This is a genomic window from Streptomyces sp. BI87, from assembly GCF_025957665.1.
Classification (GTDB): domain Bacteria; phylum Actinomycetota; class Actinomycetes; order Streptomycetales; family Streptomycetaceae; genus Streptomyces; species Streptomyces albidoflavus.
This window is the reverse complement of sequence record NZ_CP110079.1, coordinates 88,790-105,657: the sequence shown is the minus strand read 5'-3', so window position 1 is coordinate 105,657 and position 16,868 is coordinate 88,790. Positions and strand designations below refer to the sequence as shown.

Annotated in this window: 14 protein-coding genes; 7 read left to right on the top strand and 7 right to left on the bottom strand. The window is 74.9% G+C overall.

Annotated features, from left to right (window positions below; translation table 11 throughout):
- Positions 1–5: 5 nt before the first annotated feature.
- From OIM89_RS00425 to OIM89_RS00410, 4 genes are all read right to left on the bottom strand, one after another.
- The gene (locus OIM89_RS00425; protein ID WP_047466877.1) at positions 6–803 is read right to left on the bottom strand and encodes an NAD(P)-dependent oxidoreductase; all 798 of its coding nucleotides are present in this window, start codon (positions 801–803) and stop codon (positions 6–8) included.
- A gap of 158 nt (positions 804–961) precedes the next feature.
- Positions 962–3,598 carry an excinuclease ABC subunit UvrA gene (locus tag OIM89_RS00420; protein WP_264490860.1) on the bottom strand — a complete coding sequence of 879 codons (2,637 nt, stop codon included), beginning with the start codon at positions 3,596–3,598 and terminating at the stop codon, positions 962–964.
- 145 nt (positions 3,599–3,743) lie between these two features.
- Positions 3,744–4,322: a TetR family transcriptional regulator gene (locus OIM89_RS00415; protein WP_175456939.1), complete on the bottom strand. Its 579-nt coding sequence runs from the start codon at positions 4,320–4,322 to the stop codon at positions 3,744–3,746.
- Positions 4,323–4,516: 194 nt separating this feature from the next.
- Positions 4,517–5,527 (bottom strand): zinc-binding dehydrogenase, encoded by a 1,011-nt coding sequence (locus tag OIM89_RS00410; RefSeq protein WP_030699777.1) that lies wholly within the window; start codon positions 5,525–5,527, stop codon positions 4,517–4,519.
- A gap of 161 nt (positions 5,528–5,688) precedes the next feature.
- Between OIM89_RS00410 and OIM89_RS00405 the strand changes: the two genes are divergently transcribed.
- Both OIM89_RS00405 and OIM89_RS00400 read left to right on the top strand, forming a co-directional pair.
- Entirely contained in the window at positions 5,689–6,393 is a 705-nt protein-coding gene (locus OIM89_RS00405; RefSeq protein WP_217684998.1) for a VanZ family protein, read from the top strand.
- 97 nt (positions 6,394–6,490) lie between these two features.
- The gene (locus OIM89_RS00400) at positions 6,491–7,447 is read left to right on the top strand and encodes a PrsW family intramembrane metalloprotease (protein ID WP_030699775.1); all 957 of its coding nucleotides are present in this window, start codon (positions 6,491–6,493) and stop codon (positions 7,445–7,447) included.
- Between the two features lie 47 nt (positions 7,448–7,494).
- Here the strand turns inward: OIM89_RS00400 and OIM89_RS00395 are convergent, their stop codons facing one another.
- Both OIM89_RS00395 and OIM89_RS00390 read right to left on the bottom strand, forming a co-directional pair.
- Positions 7,495–8,322, bottom strand: a complete 828-nt coding sequence (locus tag OIM89_RS00395) for an endonuclease I family protein (protein ID WP_030699774.1) — start codon at positions 8,320–8,322, stop codon at positions 7,495–7,497.
- 211 nt (positions 8,323–8,533) lie between these two features.
- Positions 8,534–9,202, bottom strand: a complete 669-nt coding sequence (locus OIM89_RS00390; RefSeq protein ID WP_264491762.1) for a nitroreductase family protein — start codon at positions 9,200–9,202, stop codon at positions 8,534–8,536.
- 131 nt (positions 9,203–9,333) lie between these two features.
- Between OIM89_RS00390 and OIM89_RS00385 the strand changes: the two genes are divergently transcribed.
- Positions 9,334–10,506, top strand: coding sequence for a methyltransferase (locus OIM89_RS00385; protein WP_257381045.1), 1,173 nt, complete (start codon positions 9,334–9,336; stop codon positions 10,504–10,506).
- Positions 10,507–10,533: 27 nt separating this feature from the next.
- Here the strand turns inward: OIM89_RS00385 and OIM89_RS00380 are convergent, their stop codons facing one another.
- A complete protein-coding gene (locus OIM89_RS00380; protein ID WP_264490859.1) occupies positions 10,534–12,342 on the bottom strand; it encodes a serine hydrolase in 1,809 nt (602 codons plus the stop codon).
- A 291-nt stretch (positions 12,343–12,633) separates the two neighbouring features.
- On the opposite strand from OIM89_RS00380, the gene OIM89_RS00375 reads away from it, so the two are divergent.
- The 4 genes from OIM89_RS00375 (at position 12,634) to OIM89_RS00360 (ending at position 16,803) form a co-directional block, all read left to right on the top strand.
- Complete coding sequence (locus OIM89_RS00375; protein ID WP_030697505.1) at positions 12,634–13,521, top strand: universal stress protein; 888 nt, start codon at positions 12,634–12,636, stop codon at positions 13,519–13,521.
- Positions 13,522–13,618: 97 nt separating this feature from the next.
- Complete coding sequence (locus OIM89_RS00370; protein WP_175456934.1) at positions 13,619–15,112, top strand: fatty acyl-CoA synthetase; 1,494 nt, start codon at positions 13,619–13,621, stop codon at positions 15,110–15,112.
- 122 nt (positions 15,113–15,234) lie between these two features.
- Positions 15,235–16,185: a universal stress protein gene (locus tag OIM89_RS00365; RefSeq protein WP_030697503.1), complete on the top strand. Its 951-nt coding sequence runs from the start codon at positions 15,235–15,237 to the stop codon at positions 16,183–16,185.
- Between the two features lie 117 nt (positions 16,186–16,302).
- Positions 16,303–16,803 (top strand): hypothetical protein, encoded by a 501-nt coding sequence (locus OIM89_RS00360; protein WP_030697502.1) that lies wholly within the window; start codon positions 16,303–16,305, stop codon positions 16,801–16,803.
- Positions 16,804–16,868: the final 65 nt, after the last annotated feature.

The window sequence follows — 16,868 nt, the reverse complement described above, 5'->3', positions numbered from 1 at the left end:
GCCACCTACGGGCGCGGCTCGCGCAAGGCCGACAGATCTCGCCCGGCGAGGTCGTCCCGGGAGCGCAGCTCCTCGCCGACGGCTCGCAGGACGGGCAGGTCGGCGGCGCCGACGGCGAGGCCCACGTCCTTGGCGGCCAGGTCCAGCGTGTAGTGCGCGGAGTCCGAAAGGGTCCGCCGGACCGCGCCGCCCATCGGCCCGGCGGCCAGCGCCTCCCGCGCCCCGGCCGGGTCGACGCCGAGGGCGTCCGCGAGGCGCAGGGACTCCGCGACGACCGCGACGCCGCCGATCATCGCGTTGACGAGGACCACCTTGAGCGCGGCCCCCGACCCCGAGGGCCCGCAGCGGCGCACCGAGCCGAAACGCTCCAGCACCTCCACGACCGGCCCCTCCACCTCGCCGCCCGCCAGCACCTGGAGCGAGCCGGAGGCGGCCGCGTCGACGCTCCCCATCACCGGCGCGTCGATGAGCGTCACGCCCCCGGGGAGCCGCTCGCGCAGGGCGGCCACGGCGTCCGGGCCCACCGTCGACATCTCGGCCCACACCGTCCCCCGGCCCAGCGCCGGCAGCACCTCCTCGGCGACGGCGTCCAGCGCCTCGGGCCCGGCGAGCATCGTGACGACGATCCCGGTGCCGAGGACCGCCTCGGCGGGGGAGAGGGCGACCTGCGCGCCCTCGGCCCGCAGGGGTTCGGACCGGGAGGCGGTCCGGTTCCAGACCGCCAGGGGGTGCCCGGCCGCCAGCAGGCGGCGGGCCATGGGTGTGCCCATCGAACCGAGACCGAGAAAGGCGATGCGTTCCATGCGGGCGATGCTAGTGACGGAGGCAGGAAAGAGGCGGGACGCCGTACGGCCGTGCCGGGGCGTCCCGCCTCTTCGGCGGAGGGCCGCTGTCGGTCAGCTGTCGTCCGGACGGCCGCGGCGGCGGGAGAAGCTGACGAAAGGGTCGGCCGAAGTCCGGCTCAGGACTCCGCCGTCCGCCGTCCGCCCGACCGGCTCGCCAGGTACCGCGCCAGATGGTCGGCGGTCGCGGTGCCGCCCTCGCGGGCGACGTCCTCCACACGCCCCTGCGCGACGATCCGGCCGCCCTCGTCACCGGCGCCCGGGCCGAGGTCCATGAGCCAGTCGGCGGCGGCGACCGTGCGCAGGTCGTGCTCGGCCACGACGACCGTGTTGCCGTCGTCCACTAGGCGCTGGAGGTGGCCGACGAGGAGGTCGACGTCGGCGGGGTGCAGGCCCGAGGTCGGCTCGTCGAGCAGGTACAGGCTGTGTCCGCGCGGCGCCCGGTGCAGCTCGCTCACCAGCTTGATGCGCTGGGCCTCGCCGCCGGAGAGGGTCGTGGCGCTCTGGCCCAGCGTCAGGTAGCCCAGGCCGATGTCGGAGAGCAGGGTGAGGATGCGGGCCGCGGGCTGGACGTCGTGGAGGAACTCCCCGGCCTCCTCCACGCTCATCGCCAGCACGTCGGCGATGGTCCGGTCGCGGTGGCGGACCAGGAGCGTGCCGGGGTTGTAGCGGGCGCAGTGGCAGACCGGGCAGGGGGAGGTCTCCGTGGGCAGGAAGAGGAGTTCGACGCTGACCACGCCGTCGCCCAGGCAGTGCGGGCAGCGCCCCTGCGGCACGTTGAAGGAGAACCGGCTCGCGGTGTACCCGAGTTCCCGTGCCGTCGGCTGGGCGGCGTACAGCTTGCGGACGCTGTCGAACAGGCCCGTGTACGTGGCCAGGTTGGAGCGCGGGGTGCGGCCGATGGGCTTCTGGTCGACCACGACCAGGCGGTCCACGTGCTCCAGCCCCGACGAGGAGCGCACCGTCACACGGTCCTCCGCCAGTGCCCAGGCCGGGACGCCGTCCTCCTCTTCGGCCGCCTCCGCCGCCTCTGCCGCCGGCCGGTCCGCCTCCGCCCCGTCGCCGTGCAGGTGCTCGCGCACCGTCTGGGCCAGGGCGCGCCGCACGAGGGTCGACTTGCCGGAGCCGGAGACGCCGGTGACCGCGGTCAGGGTGGCGAGCGGGAACCCGGCGTCCACGTCGTGGAGGTTGTTGCCGGTGACGCCGCCCAGCCGCAGCCATCCCTGCGGCTTCCGGGGCTCCTCGGGACCGGGAGCGGCCGGCGCCTCGGCGGAGAGGTACCGGGCGGTCACCGAACCGGGCGCCCCGGACAGCTCCCGGGCGGGCCCGTTGTGCAGGACCCGCCCGCCGTGCCGCCCGGCGCCCGGGCCCATGTCGACGATCCAGTCGGCCGAGGCGAGCACCTGCGCGTTGTGCTCCACCACGAAGACGCTGTTGCCGCTGCCCCGCAGCCGCCGCAACGCCGTGAGCAGCAGTTCCGTGTCCGAGGCGTGCAGCCCGGCCGAGGGCTCGTCCAGGACGTACAGCACGCCGAAGAGGCCGCTGCGGAGCTGGGTGGCCATGTGCAGCCGCTGGAGTTCGCCGCCGGAGAGGGTGGAGGTGGTGCGCGCCGTCGCCAGGTAGCCGAGGCCCAGGTCGGTCAGGGTGGACAGCTGCTCCTGGAGGCCGGCGATCAGGGCGTGCCCGGCCTGCCGGCGCTCGGCCGGGAGGGCCTGGGTGTCGGGGTGGTCGAGCGCCGCGTCCAGGAAGGCCGAGAGCTGGGCGAGCGGCAGCGAGGTGGCGTACGCGATGTCCTGGCCGGCGACGGTCACCTCCAGCGCCTCCGGCTTGAGGCGTTTGCCGTGGCAGTTCGGGCAGAGTTCCTCGGTCATGAACGAGGCGGCCTTCGCCCGCAGGTGCGCGGCCTTGGAGGTGGCGAAGGTGTGGTTCACCCACCGGCGGGGGCTCATGTAGGTGCCCTGGTAGCTGCGGGCGACGCGGTGGGCGTCGCGCACCGGGTGCACGGTGACCGTGGGCTGCTCGTCCGTGGTCAGCAGCCACTCGCGGCGCTCGGCGGGCAGGGTCCGGAAGGGCGCGTCGATGTCGATGCCGAGTTCGGCGAGGATGTCGCGGTAGTTCTTCCCCTGCCACGCCCCCGGCCAGGCGGCGATGGCGCCCTCCCGGATGCTCAGCGAGTCGTCGCCCACCAGCTTGGAGTCGTCGACGCTGTGCAGGCGCCCCAGGCCCGAGCAGACCGGGCAGGCGCCCACCGCCGTGTTCGGCGAGAAGCTGTCGGAGTCCAGCGGCGCCGCGTCGCGCGGGAAGGTCCCGGCCAGGTCCTCGGGGGTCCGCCCGGCCGGGTAGGTGCCCGCGCGGGAGTACAGCATGCGCAGCACGTTGGAAACGCGGCTCACCGTGCCCACGGTCGAGCGGGTGCTCCCGCCGCTGTGCTGCTGGCGCAGGGCCACCGCCGGCGGCAGACCGGTGATCGAGCCGACCTTCGGGGCGGAGCCCTGGTCGATCAGGCGCCGGGCGTACGGGGCGACCGATTCGAGGTAGCGCTGCTGGGCCTCGGCGTAGAGGGTCGCGAAGGCGAGCGAGGACTTGCCGGAGCCGGAGACCCCGGTGAAGGCCACGACGCGGTCGCGGGGCACGTCCACGTCGACGTGGCGCAGGTTGTGCTCCGCCGCGTCCCGGACCTTGATCAGCCCGTCGTCACCGGCGTCCCGCGGTCCCGTCTGCGACGGAGCGGATGCGGACGGGGAGGAAGGGGGCATGGCGAAAAACGTACCTTGGGGGTCTTTGCCCCGCCATCGGCGCCCGGTGGCCGGGTGAGCGGCGGGGTGAAGGGCGTGGCGGGAGGAGGGACGCCCGCGGCCCGCACGGAATCCGTGCGGGCCGCGGGGCGGAGGACGGGGGGCCTCAGGCGTCGGCGAGGCCGAGGGTGCGGCGGGTCAGCAGGCCGAGCATGGCGGTGGCCCCGGCGACTTCCGGCGGCACGGGCCCGGCGTTGTACGCCATGTAGTAGGTGCGCTCCACCGTCCACCACAGGGCGACCACCAGCGCGTGCGCGTCGCCCGCCGCCGGCAGCGCACCCCGCTCCCGGTCGCGCAGGACGACGGGGGCGAGCGCGGCGCCGAGCGCGACGGACGCGGCGCGCCAGTCGTCCCGGGTCTCGTCGTCCTCGCCGACGAACTCGCAGGCCGCCACGAGCAGCTGACCCTGGTCCTGCCAGACGTCACGGGACGCGTCGAGGAAGACCGCCAGGACCTCCTCGGTCCGCGCGCCCTCGGTGCCGGCGGCCCGCCGGACCGGGGTCAGCACCCGCTCGTCCAGCACGCGCAGCGCGGCGTCGACCACCGCGTGCTCGTTGCCGCAGTAGAAGTACATGGACGGCCGGTAGGGGTCGAGCGGTCCCTCGCCGCGACCGGTCGCGCGGGGCTCGGCACGTCCGGCGCCGCGCTGTTGAGCCTGGCTCGGCTGCCGTTCCCTGGCCAGCATCTGAAGTCTCCGTATCGGGTCCGTGGGCTGGGCGAAGACGGCCGACGAGGGCCGACTGCGCTGAGAACAGTACACGGGGTCAGGCGGCCCCCGACCGGCCCGTCCCCCTCCCTTACGGCTCCCTTACGGACCGGCCCGGGCAGCCCCCCGCGGGAGCTTGCCGGCGCCGCGTCGAAAAGCCCGGACGGCACCCGTCAGGGGCGCAGGACCAGCCGGACCGGGTCGCCCTCCTTGGTCTCGGTGCGCCGGACCGCCTCGGCCGCCTGTTCCAGGGGCAGCACCCCGGAGACCGAGCGGGAGAAGTCGAGCCGGCCGCCGCCGGTCAGCGCCACCAGCTGCGGCACGTGGTGCTCGTCCGACCCGTAGTGGCCGCGGATCTGCTGCTGGAGGTAGCTGAAGAGCGTGCCGTTGGCCACGGTGAGCGGATGGGCGGTGAGCCCGACCAGTACCAGCCGGCCCTTCGGGCCGAGCACCGTCAGCGCCTGTTCGCGCACGGCCGGCACGCCCGCGAAGTCGAAGGCGGCCGCCAGCCCGGTGCCGCCGGTCAGCGCCAGCACCTTGGCCCGCAGCTCCGGGTCGGCCGCGTCGAAGGAGGCGTCGGCGCCGAAGGCGAGCGCCCGCTCGCGGGCGGCGGGCGCCGGGTCGACGGCCACCACCGGGTACGCGCCGATCGCCCGGAGCAGCTGCACCCCGTGCGCCCCGAGTCCGCCCACGCCCCACACGCCGACCGCCTCGCCGGGCCGCACGTCACCGGTGCCGGTGATCGCCGCCCAGGGCGTCGACACCGCGTCCGGGATGATCGACGCCTGGTCGAAGGGGATGGCGTCGGGGAGGGGGACCAGCGTGGTCGCCGTCGCCAGCGCGTACTCGGCCCAGCCGCCGTCGTAGTCGACGCCGCGGGTGTAGGTCGTGCCGTTCCGGGACTCCCCGGCCTGGAGCACCACGCGCGCCCCGGGCTGCCAGCCACGCACGCCTTCGCCGACCGCGTCGACCGTGCCCGCCACCTCGTGGCCCAGCGTCACCGTCTCGCCGTCGAGGTAGAGCGGGCTCAGCGTGCCGTCGATCAGGTGCACGTCCGACAGGCAGACCCCCGCCGCCTCGACCTTCACCCGGACCTGCCCCGGGCCGGGATCGGGCTTCGGCACGTCCTCGACGGTGAGGGTGCGGGAGGGAACGTGCAGGCGCGCGGCGCGCATGGTGTCCATGGTCAGGGGCCTTTCTCGCGGTACGGCGGACGCCCGCCGCCGGACGGCGCGACGCCCACCGTCCAACGTACTCCCGCCCCACCGGCACCACCCGGCGGGGAGCGCTCCCGCACGCCCGGAGCGACGCGTATGACCGTGGCGCGGCGGGGCATCCGGTGTCCATGACAACCAGAGCGCACGATCCCCGTCCCCGCCGCCCCGGATGGGTCCGCGCCGTGGTGCGCGCCCTGATCCTCATGGTCGCCTTCGTCGCCATGGTGGCCTTCTCGATCGTCCTCGCCCAGGTGACGCTGACCCCGTCACCCGCCTCCACGGACCTCATCCACGCCAACCTCACCCCCGGCAGCTCCCTGCGCAGCTACGCCGAGGACTACACCTTCCTCGCCGCGCTCAAGCAGGCCGGCGGCAACCTCCTCCTCGGCTTCCCCTTCGGCCTGCTGCTGCCGGTCCTGGTCGCCCGCCGGATGCGGCTGCTGCGGGTGGTCGGACTGACCGCCGTCGTCATGGTCCTGGTGGAGCTGGCGCAGGGCTCCGTGGTGGAGGGCCGCGCCTTCGACATCGACGACGTCATCCTCAACACGAGCGGCGCCCTCCTCGCGTACCTGCTCCTCGGCCGCCGCATCGGCCGCCGCTACCACCGGCTCGCCGACACGGCCGACGACCGGGCGGCAGCCCGGCCCGCACCCGCCGAGCCCGAGAAGGCGAAGCACGCGCCCGCGAAGCCGGCCCCGGCCCCGGACAAGAAGCCGCCCGCCGCCGGTGCGGGGCGCCTGGCCGGGCTGCGGGAGCGGTTCCGGCGCGGAGGCGGAGGCGCAGACGGCTCCGGCACCCGTGCCGAACGGGCCGGCAGCGCGCCCCCGCCCTGACCGGCTCGCCGGCTCACCCCGCCGGACGCGGCCCGCTGGCGGACTCCCCCCACCGCCCGGAGGCTCGACGGAGCAACCGAGCGGCGAAGGGGAGCCCATGGCGCCGGACCGTCACCCCGCCCCGGCGCCCCGCGTCCGCTACGGCCCCCGGCCCTGGCTGGCCATCTTCGTCATCGGCCTGCTGCTGTGGCTGCTGACCGTCGCCGTCACCTTCTCCACCCGCAACGCCAACCTCGTCCCCACCCTGGTGCTCCTCGGCAGCTTCCTGGTGCCGGTCACCTTCGTCGCCTGGGCCTTCGACCGGGTCGGCCCCGACGGTGTCCTGACCCCGCAGCGCCTCATGGCGGCCTTCCTGGTCGGCGGCACGCTCGGCGTGCTGGGCGCCTCCGTGCTGGAGTCGTCGCTGCTGCGCCCCTCGCCGTGGATGTGGCTGGGCGTCGGCCTCATCGAAGAGGGCGTGAAGATCGCCGCGCTCTGGCTCATGGCGGCCCGGTTGCGCCCGCACCGCCCGCGCGACGGCATGGTCCTCGGCGCCGCCGTCGGCTTCGGCTTCGCCGCCCTGGAGTCCTCCGGCTACGCGCTGACCGCCCTGCTCACCGTGAAGGGCCTGTCGCTGACCGACCTGGTGCAGACGGAGATCCTGCGCGGGCTGCTCGCCCCCTTCGGCCACGGCCTGTGGACGGCCATCGCCGGCGGGGTGCTCTTCGCCGCCTCGGCCCGCTCCGGGCGGCTGCGGCTGACCGGCTCGCTGGTCGCGGCCTGGCTCGGCCTCTCCGTGCTGCACGCCCTGTGGGACGCCATGCACTCCCTCGCCGCCGCCCTCGCCCTGCTCTTCACCGGCACCGACTGGCAGTGGCACCTGCTGGAGACGGGGTACGTGCCCCGGCCCACCTCGGCCCAGGTCGGCTTCATCACCGGGCTGCAGTGGGGCGGCTGGGTGGTCGTCACCCTCGTCGCCCTCGGCTGGCTGCGCGCCCTCGCCCGGCGCACCCGCCCGCTGGACGCCGCGCACCCTGAGCCGGCCGCGCCGTGGCAGGGCTGGGGAGAGCGCTGAGCCCCGCCCGGGGGCCGGGCGGGGCTCAGCGGCGGTGGCGCAGGGGCCTACCAGATCTCGGCGACCCACTCCGGGTGGTCGATGAACGGGTTCCGGTTGTGCTGGTACTGCTCGAAGATCACGTCGTTGCGCCGCTGCTCGAAGCTGTCCGGCGGGTCCTCCTGGCTCCACTGCTTGAGCACCGACAGCTTGCCCATGTACGGCTGGGAGCCGTTGTCGACCTGGTCGTTGGGCTCCAGGTCGGCGAAGGAGTCGTTGCCCTCGTACCGCACCGCCATGTAGAGGATCATGCGGGCCACGTCGCCCTTGACCTCGTCGCGGGGCTCGAAGGAGTCGTCGTCGGTGAAGTTGCCGGGCGCGTCGGAGAGCTCCGAGCCGCCCTCGTCGAAGTCCTTGTTGCCCCGGGTGGAGTTGACCTGGACGTCCGTGGGACGCAGGTGGTGGATGTCGGTGCCGGGACCGGTGGAGGTGCCGAAGTCGCCGTGGGACTTGGCCCAGACGTGTTCCCGGTTCCACTGGCCGCTGCCGCCGCCGTTGCTCTCCTTGGACTGCGAGCGGCCGGTGTAGAGGAGGACCACGTTCGAGGAGTTCGCGGGGTCCTCGTCGGTGTCCTTCAGCGCCTCCCAGACCTGGCTGTACGACAGCTTGGTCTGGTCGCTGATGATGGTGTGCAGCGCCGATTTCAGTTCCTCGCCCGACTTGCCGAGCGCGTCCTGGTAGTACGTGTCGTCCAGGACGGCGGCGGAGGCGGCCGCGACATGGGCTGCGGCGGGATCTGTGGTCACCGGCCCGGCGGCGCCGAGCGTGCCGATCAGCGCGCCGGCCGCCAGTGCCGCCAGCAGGGGGCGGCGGCCACGAAAGTGACGACGGGACATGTGGGGTGTCCTCTCGGTACGGACACCGCTCGGCCGCCGGAGTGGGGGAGGGGCCGGGCGGTGGGCGTGTGAAGCTCTCCGGTCTGCCGGAGCCTTCCACAGCGCCCGCCGCACCGTATGAACACCCTGTATCCATCATGTGCAGGTCAAGTGTCGAGTGGGGTGCGCCGGAGCTTTCCTGACCGCCCGTCACCACCCGCCCCTGCCGCCCTCACCATCCGTCGCGGCGGATCACCCTCTTCACCGGACGACGCCGCACCGGCCCGAACCGCCCGAGCGGCCATCCCACCGGGATCACCGCGAAGGTCTTCACGTCCTTCGGGATCGCCAGCGCCTGCTGCCACTCCTGCTCCAGCATCAGGTGCCAGATCGTGATGTTGGCCGCCAGGCCCAGCCCGCGCGCCGCCAGCAGCAGGTTCTGCACGCCCGGGTACACGCTCGACGCCTCGGTCAGCGACATGATCCGCTTCTGCCCGCGCGTCAGCCGCAGCGAGGCGGCCGCCCCCAGCGCCGCCACCGACCGCTTCAGCCCCGCCACGTCCGGCTTCGGCGCCGGATACCGGTAGCAGGGGATGATCAGCGCCGGCGTCCGGGCGAAATGGTCCCGCTGGTGACGGATGGCGGCCACCATCCGCTCGTACGCCGCCGGGTCCATGCCCTCGGGCACCGCACCGCCCGCCGTCGCCATGTACGCGTCCACGCACCGCGCCCACAGCGGCGCCAGCCGCGCCATCACCGCCGGGTCGGTCACCACCACGTACTGGTAGCCCTGCGCGTTGGAACCGCTCGGACCCCACACCGCCGCCTGCACCAGCCGCTCCAGCAGCTCGTCGGGGACCGGGTCGGGCTTGAGGCGGCGCATCGCCCGCAGCGTCGACATGGTCGAGAACAGGCCCGGCTCCGCCGGTCTTCCTTGATCGTCCATGGACCCGGAGCATAGGGCGGCCCCCGCCGCGGGCCCACCCCCGCACGTGCGGAGCCCCTCCGTCGAGGTACTAGCCTGGACGGACGATGAACCGTCTGACCACAGCGTGGGGCACGCACGACCTCACCCGCTTCCCCGAGGACCCCCGCGACCAGCTCCGCGCCTGGGACGCCGCCGACGCCTACCTCCTGCGCCACCTCGCGGAGACCGGCGCCCTGACCGGCAGCGGCGACGCCGCGCTCGTCGTCGCCCTCGACCGCTGGGGCGCCCTCACCACCGCCCTCGCCGCCCACGGGCCGGTCCAGATCAGCGACTCCCACCTCGCCCGCTCCGCCACCCGCGCCAACCTCGCCCGGGCCGGGCTGGGCGACCCGGAGGCCGCCGGGTTGCGCCTGCTCACCACCCGGGACACCCCGCCGGAGCGGATCGACGTCCTCCTCGTCCGCGTCCCCAAGAGCCTGGCCCTCCTGGAGGACCAGCTCCACCGCCTCGCCCCGGCCCTGCACCCCGGCACCCTCGTCGTCGGCACCGGCATGGTCAAGGAGATCCACACCTCCACCCTGCGCCTCTTCGAGCGGATCGTCGGCCCCACGCGCACCTCCCTGGCCGAGCAGAAGGCGCGCCTCATCCACGCCACCGTGGCCCGCCGCGACCGCCCCGCCCCGAGCCCCTGGCCGCTGCGGTACGCGCTGCCCGACGGGATCGGCCCGATGTCCGGCCGCACCGTCACCAACCACGCCGGGATCTTCTGCGCCGACCGCCTCGACGTCGGCACCCGTTTCTTCCTCGGGCAGCTCCCGGTGCCCGCCGGGGCCGCCCGGGTGGTCGACCTCGGCTGCGGCAACGGCGTCGTCGGCACCGCCGTCGCCCGCACCAGCCCCGAGGCCGAGATCGTCTTCGTGGACGAGTCCCACCAGGCCGTCGCCTCGGCCGAGCAGACCTTCCGCGACAACGCGCCCGACCCCGGGCGGGGCACCTTCCTGGTCACCGACGGCCTCGACGACCCGGATGCCGTCGCCGGCTCCTCCGTCGACCTGGTGCTGACCAACCCGCCCTTCCACTCCCACCAGGCCGTCACCGACGCCACCGCCCGCCGGATGTTCGCCGGGGCCCGGCGCGTCCTGCGGCCCGGCGGCGAACTCTGGGTCGTCGCCAACCGCCACCTCGGCCACCACCGGCAGCTGCGGCGCCTCTTCGGCAACTGCGCCACCGCCGCCTCCGACCCGAAGTTCGTCGTCCTGCGGGCCGTCAAGGGCTGACGGTACGAACCCCGGGCCGGGGCGCGGTCAGTCCGCCGAGCGGACCCAGCCGACCGCCTCGATCCGCGCCGCGTCCCGGACCCGCCGCTCGTCGAAGAGCGCGCGGCGGCCCCCGGTCACCCGCACCGCGTCCACGTAGACCCCGCGCCCCACGTAGAGCCGGTCGGTCGTGTACCGCCAGCGCAGCCGCACCTGCCGCCCGCGCCATGTCTCCAGTCCGGCGCGCAGCTCGTGCCAGACGCGGCCCGAGTAACCGCCCGCCGTCCCCTCGGGGTGCTCGGCCGGCTCCCCGCCCGGGCGGCAAGTGGTGAACGGCACCGGCTGCCACGCCTCCCCGTCCGCAGAGACCTCCAGCGCCAGCGGGTCGGCGCCCGGCTCGGTGTCCCACCACAGGGCGCAGCTCAGCCGGGCTCCGCCGCCGGGCACCTTCAGCGGGGGCAGGGTGAGCGTCGCCGTGGTGGCCGAGGCCATCTGCGAGAACCAGGCGGTCCGGCCCTCGCGCGGCCGCACCGGCACAGCCCGTGCCATCCGGTCGGCCGCCGCGACCCGGGGCGCGCTGCCGGAGCGCCAGGAGCGCACCGGATGGACCGAGTTGCCGAGCACCACCAGGAACGAGTCGGTACTCGGGTCCAGCACCAGGCTCGTCCCGGTGAACCCGGTGTGCCCCGCCGACCTCGGCGTCGCCATCGCCCCCATGTACCAGTGCTGGTACAGCTCGAAACCCAGGCCGTGCGCGTCACCGGGAAACTCCGGGGTGAAGTCCCGGAACATCAGCTCCACCGACTCCTCGCGCAGAACCCGCCGCCCGCCGTACACACCCCCGTTCAGCAGCGTCCGCCCCAGCACCGCCAGGTCCCAGGCGCAGGAGAAGACCCCGGCGTGCCCCGCCACCCCGCCCATGGCGAAGGCGTTCTCGTCGTGCACCTCGCCCCAGACCAGCCCCCGGTCCAGCCCCGACCAGGGCAGCCGGGAGTCCTCCGTCGCCGCGATCCTCGGCCGCCACGACGCGGGCGGGTTGTACCGGGTCCGGGTCATCCCGAGCGGCCCGGTGATCTCCTCGCGCAGCAGCACGTCCAGCGGCGTCCCCGTCACCTCCTCCAGCAGCAGCTGAAGCGTGATCAGGTTCAGATCCGAGTAGAGGTACGCCGTGCCCGGCTCCGCCACCAGCTCCTGCGCCCAGATCCGCGCCAGCCGCGCCTCGTGCGTCGGCTCCTGGTACAGCGGAATCCAGGACGGGAACCCCGAGGTGTGCGTCAGCAGCTGCACCACCGTCACCGCGCCCTTGCCGCCGCCCGCGAACGCGGGGAGGTACGAGGCGACCGGTGCCTCCAGGTCCAGCTCCCCGCGCTCGATCCGGCCCACCGCCAGCAGCGAGGTGAAGAGCTTCGAGACCGACGCCAGGTCGAACACGGTGTCCTCGGCCATCAAGATCCGCCGCTCGGGCGGGAACTCCACGCCGGTGTCGCTCGCCTCGTCGTACCGCTCGTAACGCACCGCGTGCCCGATGGGCTCGTGCAGCGCCACCGTCCCGCCACGCCCGGCCAGCAGCACCGCCCCGGCGTACCAGGGGTGCGCCGGGGACGGCTCCAGGAACCGCTCCGCGTCGGTGACCAACTGGCGCAACTGGCCCGGGAGCAGCCCGGCCTGCCCGGCACTGCCGCGCCGCAGCGTCGTCCCGCCCGGCCTGCGCCCGGCCGCCTCGGGTGCGGCCGCCGCCGGCCCCGCGGGGAACGGCACCAGTGCGAGCGCCCCGCCGAGCGCCAGCGCCGCCGTCCCCAGGCGGCGCCGGGAGACCCCGTCCGCCCGCCGCCCGTCGTCCACCGGCTGCCCGTCCATGAACCGCACCCCCTGAAAGAATCTTTCGAGATGACGTTCGACCCGTGAAACTTTTATGTCATGACGGGTCCGTGTCAACCCTCCCCGCCCCCGTCGCCCCGGCCCCTCCGCCGCGCCCCACCCGGCAACCGGCCCCCCCACAACCCCCCGAAAGGACGAAGGTCCTGCCCCTACGGGACCAGCGGCCCAGGCCACGCGCCCGCGCGCGGGCAAAGCTGGAACCAAGGAGGACCCCATGGCCCAGCCCGCCGCACCCCGCCCCACAGGACCCCTCGCGCACAGGAGCACCGCATGACCAGGCCCGTACTCGTCGGCATCGACGGCTCCGACGAGAGCCTCGACGCGGTCGCCGCCGCCGCCCGCGAGGCGGCCGACCGGGGCTGCCCGCTGCGCATCGTCCACGCCTTCATCTGGCCGATGCTCCACGTCCAGCTCACCGCCTCCGCGCTCGGCCCCACCGAAGGCGGCCTCCTCAACCAGGCCAGGACCTTCCTCGACGAGGCCGTCGCCCGCGCCGAGGCCACCGTGCCCGGCCTGGAGACCGACCCCGAACTCATCACCGGCGAAGCCCTCTCCGTCCTCGCCGCCGAATCCCGCGACGCCGTCCTCACCGTCGTCGCCAGCCGCGGCCTCGGCGGCTTCAGCAGCCTCCTCCTCGGCTCCACCGCCATCCACCTCGCCGCCCACGGCGAGAGCCCCGTCCTCGTCCTGCGCGGCCGCCCCGACCCCCAGGGCCCCGTCGTTCTCGGCCTCGACGGCTCCCCGCAGGCCGACGGAGCCGTCGGCTTCGCCTTCGCCACCGCCGCCCGCCGCGCCGCGCCGCTGGTCGCCCTGCACGCCTGGAGCAACTGGACCCAGCCCGCCCACCGCAACCCCGGCGAACCCATGCCCCTCGTCACCGACCTCGACCGCCTCCAGGACGACGAGCAGCGCCTCCTCGCCGAGGCCCTCGCCGGCTGGCAGGCCCGCTACCCGCAGGTGCAGGTCGAACGCCGCCTGCTCCGCTCCCGCACCCGGCCCGCCCTCATCGAGGCCAGCCGCACCGCCCAGCTCGTCGTCGTCGGCGCCCGGGGCCGGGGCGGCTTCGCCGGACTCCTGCTCGGCTCCACCAGCCAGGCACTCCTCCACCACGCCGACTGCCCGGTCGCCGTCATCCGCGACGTACCCGCCGACAGCTGACCCCCGCGGCGCGTCCCGGACCCGCCGACGGGACGCGCCGCACCCGGCCGCCGCACCACTCTTGACCCACCCGCCCGGCGGGGCCGAGGATCACGGCATGACGGCACCCCGAGGCAACACCGTCGACGGAGTGCTGCGCCGCAGCGCCCGCCGCACCCCGCGCGCCACCGCCCTGCGCTACGCCGACCGCGTCTGGAGCTACGCCGAGCTGGACGAGGCCGTGTCGGCCGCCGCCCACGTCCTGGCCGCCCGGGGCCTCGCCCCCGGCGACCGCGTCGCCGCCTACGGCCACAACTCCGACGCCTACCTCATCGGCTTCCTCGCCTGCTCGCGCGCCGGCCTGATCCACGTGCCCGTCAACCAGAACCTCACCGGCGCCGGCCTCGGCCACATCCTCACCAGCTCCGGCAGCAGCCTCGTCCTCGCCGACCCCGCCCTCGCCGGGCACCTCCCGGACGGCACCGACCTCCTGCCGCTGCGCGACACCGACGACTCCCTGCTCGCCCTCCTCGCCGACGCGCCCCCCTACGACGGCCCCGAGCCCGCGCCCGAGGCCACCGCCCAGCTCCTCTACACCTCCGGCACCACCGCCCTGCCCAAGGGCGCCATGATGAGCCACCGCGCCCTGGTCCACGCCTACACCAGCGCCCTGCACACCCTCGGCCTGAGCGCCCAGGACCGCCCGCTGCACACCCTTCCGCTCTACCACTCGGCGCAGATGCACGTCTTCCTGCTGCCCTACCTCGCCGTCGGCGCCGACAACACCGTCCTCGACGGACCCGACCCCGAGACCGTGCTCTCCCTCGTGGAGGCGGGACGCGCCGACTCCCTCTTCGCCCCGCCCACGGTCTGGATCGCCCTCTCCCAGCACCCCTCGTTCGCCACCCGGGACCTGACCGCCCTGCGCAAAGCGTTCTACGGCGCCTCGATCATGCCGGTCCCCGTGCTGGAGCGGCTCCGCGCCCGCCTGCCGGAACTCGCCTTCTTCAACTGCTTCGGGCAGAGCGAGATCGGCCCGCTCGCCCTCGTCCTCGGCCCCGACGAGCACGAGGGCCGCCTCGACTCCTGCGGCCGGCCCGTCCTCTTCGTCGAGGCCCGCGTCGTCGACGAGGAGGGCCAGGAGGTCCCCGACGGCACCCCCGGGGAGATCGTCTACCGCTCCCCGCAGCTCTGCGACGGCTACTGGGGCCTGCCCGAGGAGAGCGCCGAGGCGTTCCGCGGCGGCTGGTTCCACTCCGGCGACCTCGCCGTCCGCGACGAGGAGGGCTACTTCACCGTCGTCGACCGGCTCAAGGACGTCATCAACTCCGGCGGCGTCCTCGTCGCCTCCCGCCAGGTCGAGGACGCCCTCTACAGCCACCCCGCCGTCGCCGAGACCGCCGTCGTCGGCCTCCCCGACGACAAGTGGATCGAGGCCGTCACCGCCGTCGTCGTCATCCGCGCCGACACCACCGAGGCCGAACTCCTCGCCCACGCCCGCGAACGGCTCGCCTCCTTCCAGACGCCCAAACGGATCGTCTTCACCGACGCCCTCCCGCGCAACGCCAGCGGCAAGATCCTCAAACGCGAACTCCGCGACCGCCTCGGCTGACCGCCGACGGGGGCCGACCGGCCGCGACACGGGACCAAGGACCCTGCCTTCCGGCCCCCGGCTGAGCGAAGCTGGCAGCGGAACCAGCCGCACCACCGCTGCGCCCCGGAGGCGAGAGAACCATGAGCACCCTGCCTGTCATCGCGGCCGTCGACGGATCGGACGACAGCACCCGCGCCCTGGAATGGGCCCTGGAGGAGGCCCGCCTGCGCGAGGCCCCCCTGCGCATCGTCCACGCCGTCCGCGTCGCCACCCCGCGCGGCGCCGAACCCCCCGCCGGAGCCGCCGCCCCCGAAAGCTCCGTCATCCGCGAGACCCGCCAGGCCCTCGCCGGCCGCCCCGGGCTCCCGGAGCTCTCCTTCACCACCCTCGACTCCAGCGCCGCCTCGATCCTCCCCGACCTCGGCGCCGAGGCCCAGCTCCTCGTCCTCGGCTCACGCGGGCGCGGCGGCTTCGCCAGCCTCCTCCTCGGCTCCAACGGCATGGCCTGCGCCCGCGACGCCGACAGCCCCGTCGTCGTCGTGCCCCGCCCGGGCCGTGACGTCCACACCGACGCCCCGGAACCGGCCCCCGGGCCCCGCGTCGTCCTCGGCATGTCCGCCGAGTTCCCCCTCACCGCCGACGCGGCCCCCGACCCGGCCCTCGCCTTCGCCTACCGCGAGGCCGCCCTCCGTTCCGCCCGGCTCCACGTCGTCTGCGCCTACCCCTGGCCCGTCGTCGCCTGGGCCGCCGCGGGGGAGTACCTGCCCTCCGCCGCCGACCAGGAGGCCGCCGAGGCCGAGTGCCGCCAGCTCGTCGCCGAGCGCGTCGCCACGCTGAAGGACACCTATCCGCAGGTCACCGTGGAGGCCGAGGTCGCCCCGGGCGACGCCGCCGGCCACCTGGTGGCCGCCGCCCGCGGCGCCGACCTGGTCGTCGTCGGCCGCCACCGCCCCCGCGCCTTCTCGCCCGTGCGGATGCTCGGCTCGGTCACCCACGCCGTCCTCCTGCACGCCCCCGCCCCCGTCGCCGTCGTCCCCACCGCCGAGGAACTGGCCGAGGCCGCCGCGGCCACCGGCGAGGACGCCGCCTGATCCCCGGGCCCGCGCCCCGGCGGGCGCGGGCCCGGCCCTCTCACCCGACGCTGAACGGCCCCCGCCCGCACCGGTACCGCCCGCCGCCCGGCACCGCCGTGCACGTACCATGGCGGCATGTCCTTCCTCCGCCGCCGCAGCGCCGCCACACCAGCGGGCCCGGACTTCGACGTCCTGGCCATGGACCCCGAGGACTGGCCGGGCAATCTCGGCGCGGGGCTGCTGCCCGCGCCCGACGGCTCCTGCCAGGGCGTCTTCCTGCGCTACGACCTGTTCGGCGGCCGCGGACCCGCGATGGTCATCGGCAACCTCCCGGAGGGCTCGCCCGCCCGCGAGCTCGCCGACAAGCAGCCTCCCTTCGAGGTGTCCCAGCTTCTCCTCGCCCTCGGCAACGACGAGGAGGTCGAGGTCGTCGACACCGAGGACGTCCCGGTGATGCAGGGCGACAACCTCCTCATCGTGCGCCGCGTCAAGCTCTCGGAGAGCCGCGTCTCCTGCGTCCAGTTCGACCGCAGCGACAACGTCCTGGTCACCGTCGCCGCCTGGGACCGCCCCATCACCGACGACCTGTACGCCCTCCTCAAGCCGCTGCCCGCCGAACTCTTCCAGCAGGGCTGAGCCCCGCACCGCGCACACCACACCGGCCGGGAACCGCCTCAGCGGTCCCCGGCCGGAGTCGTTCG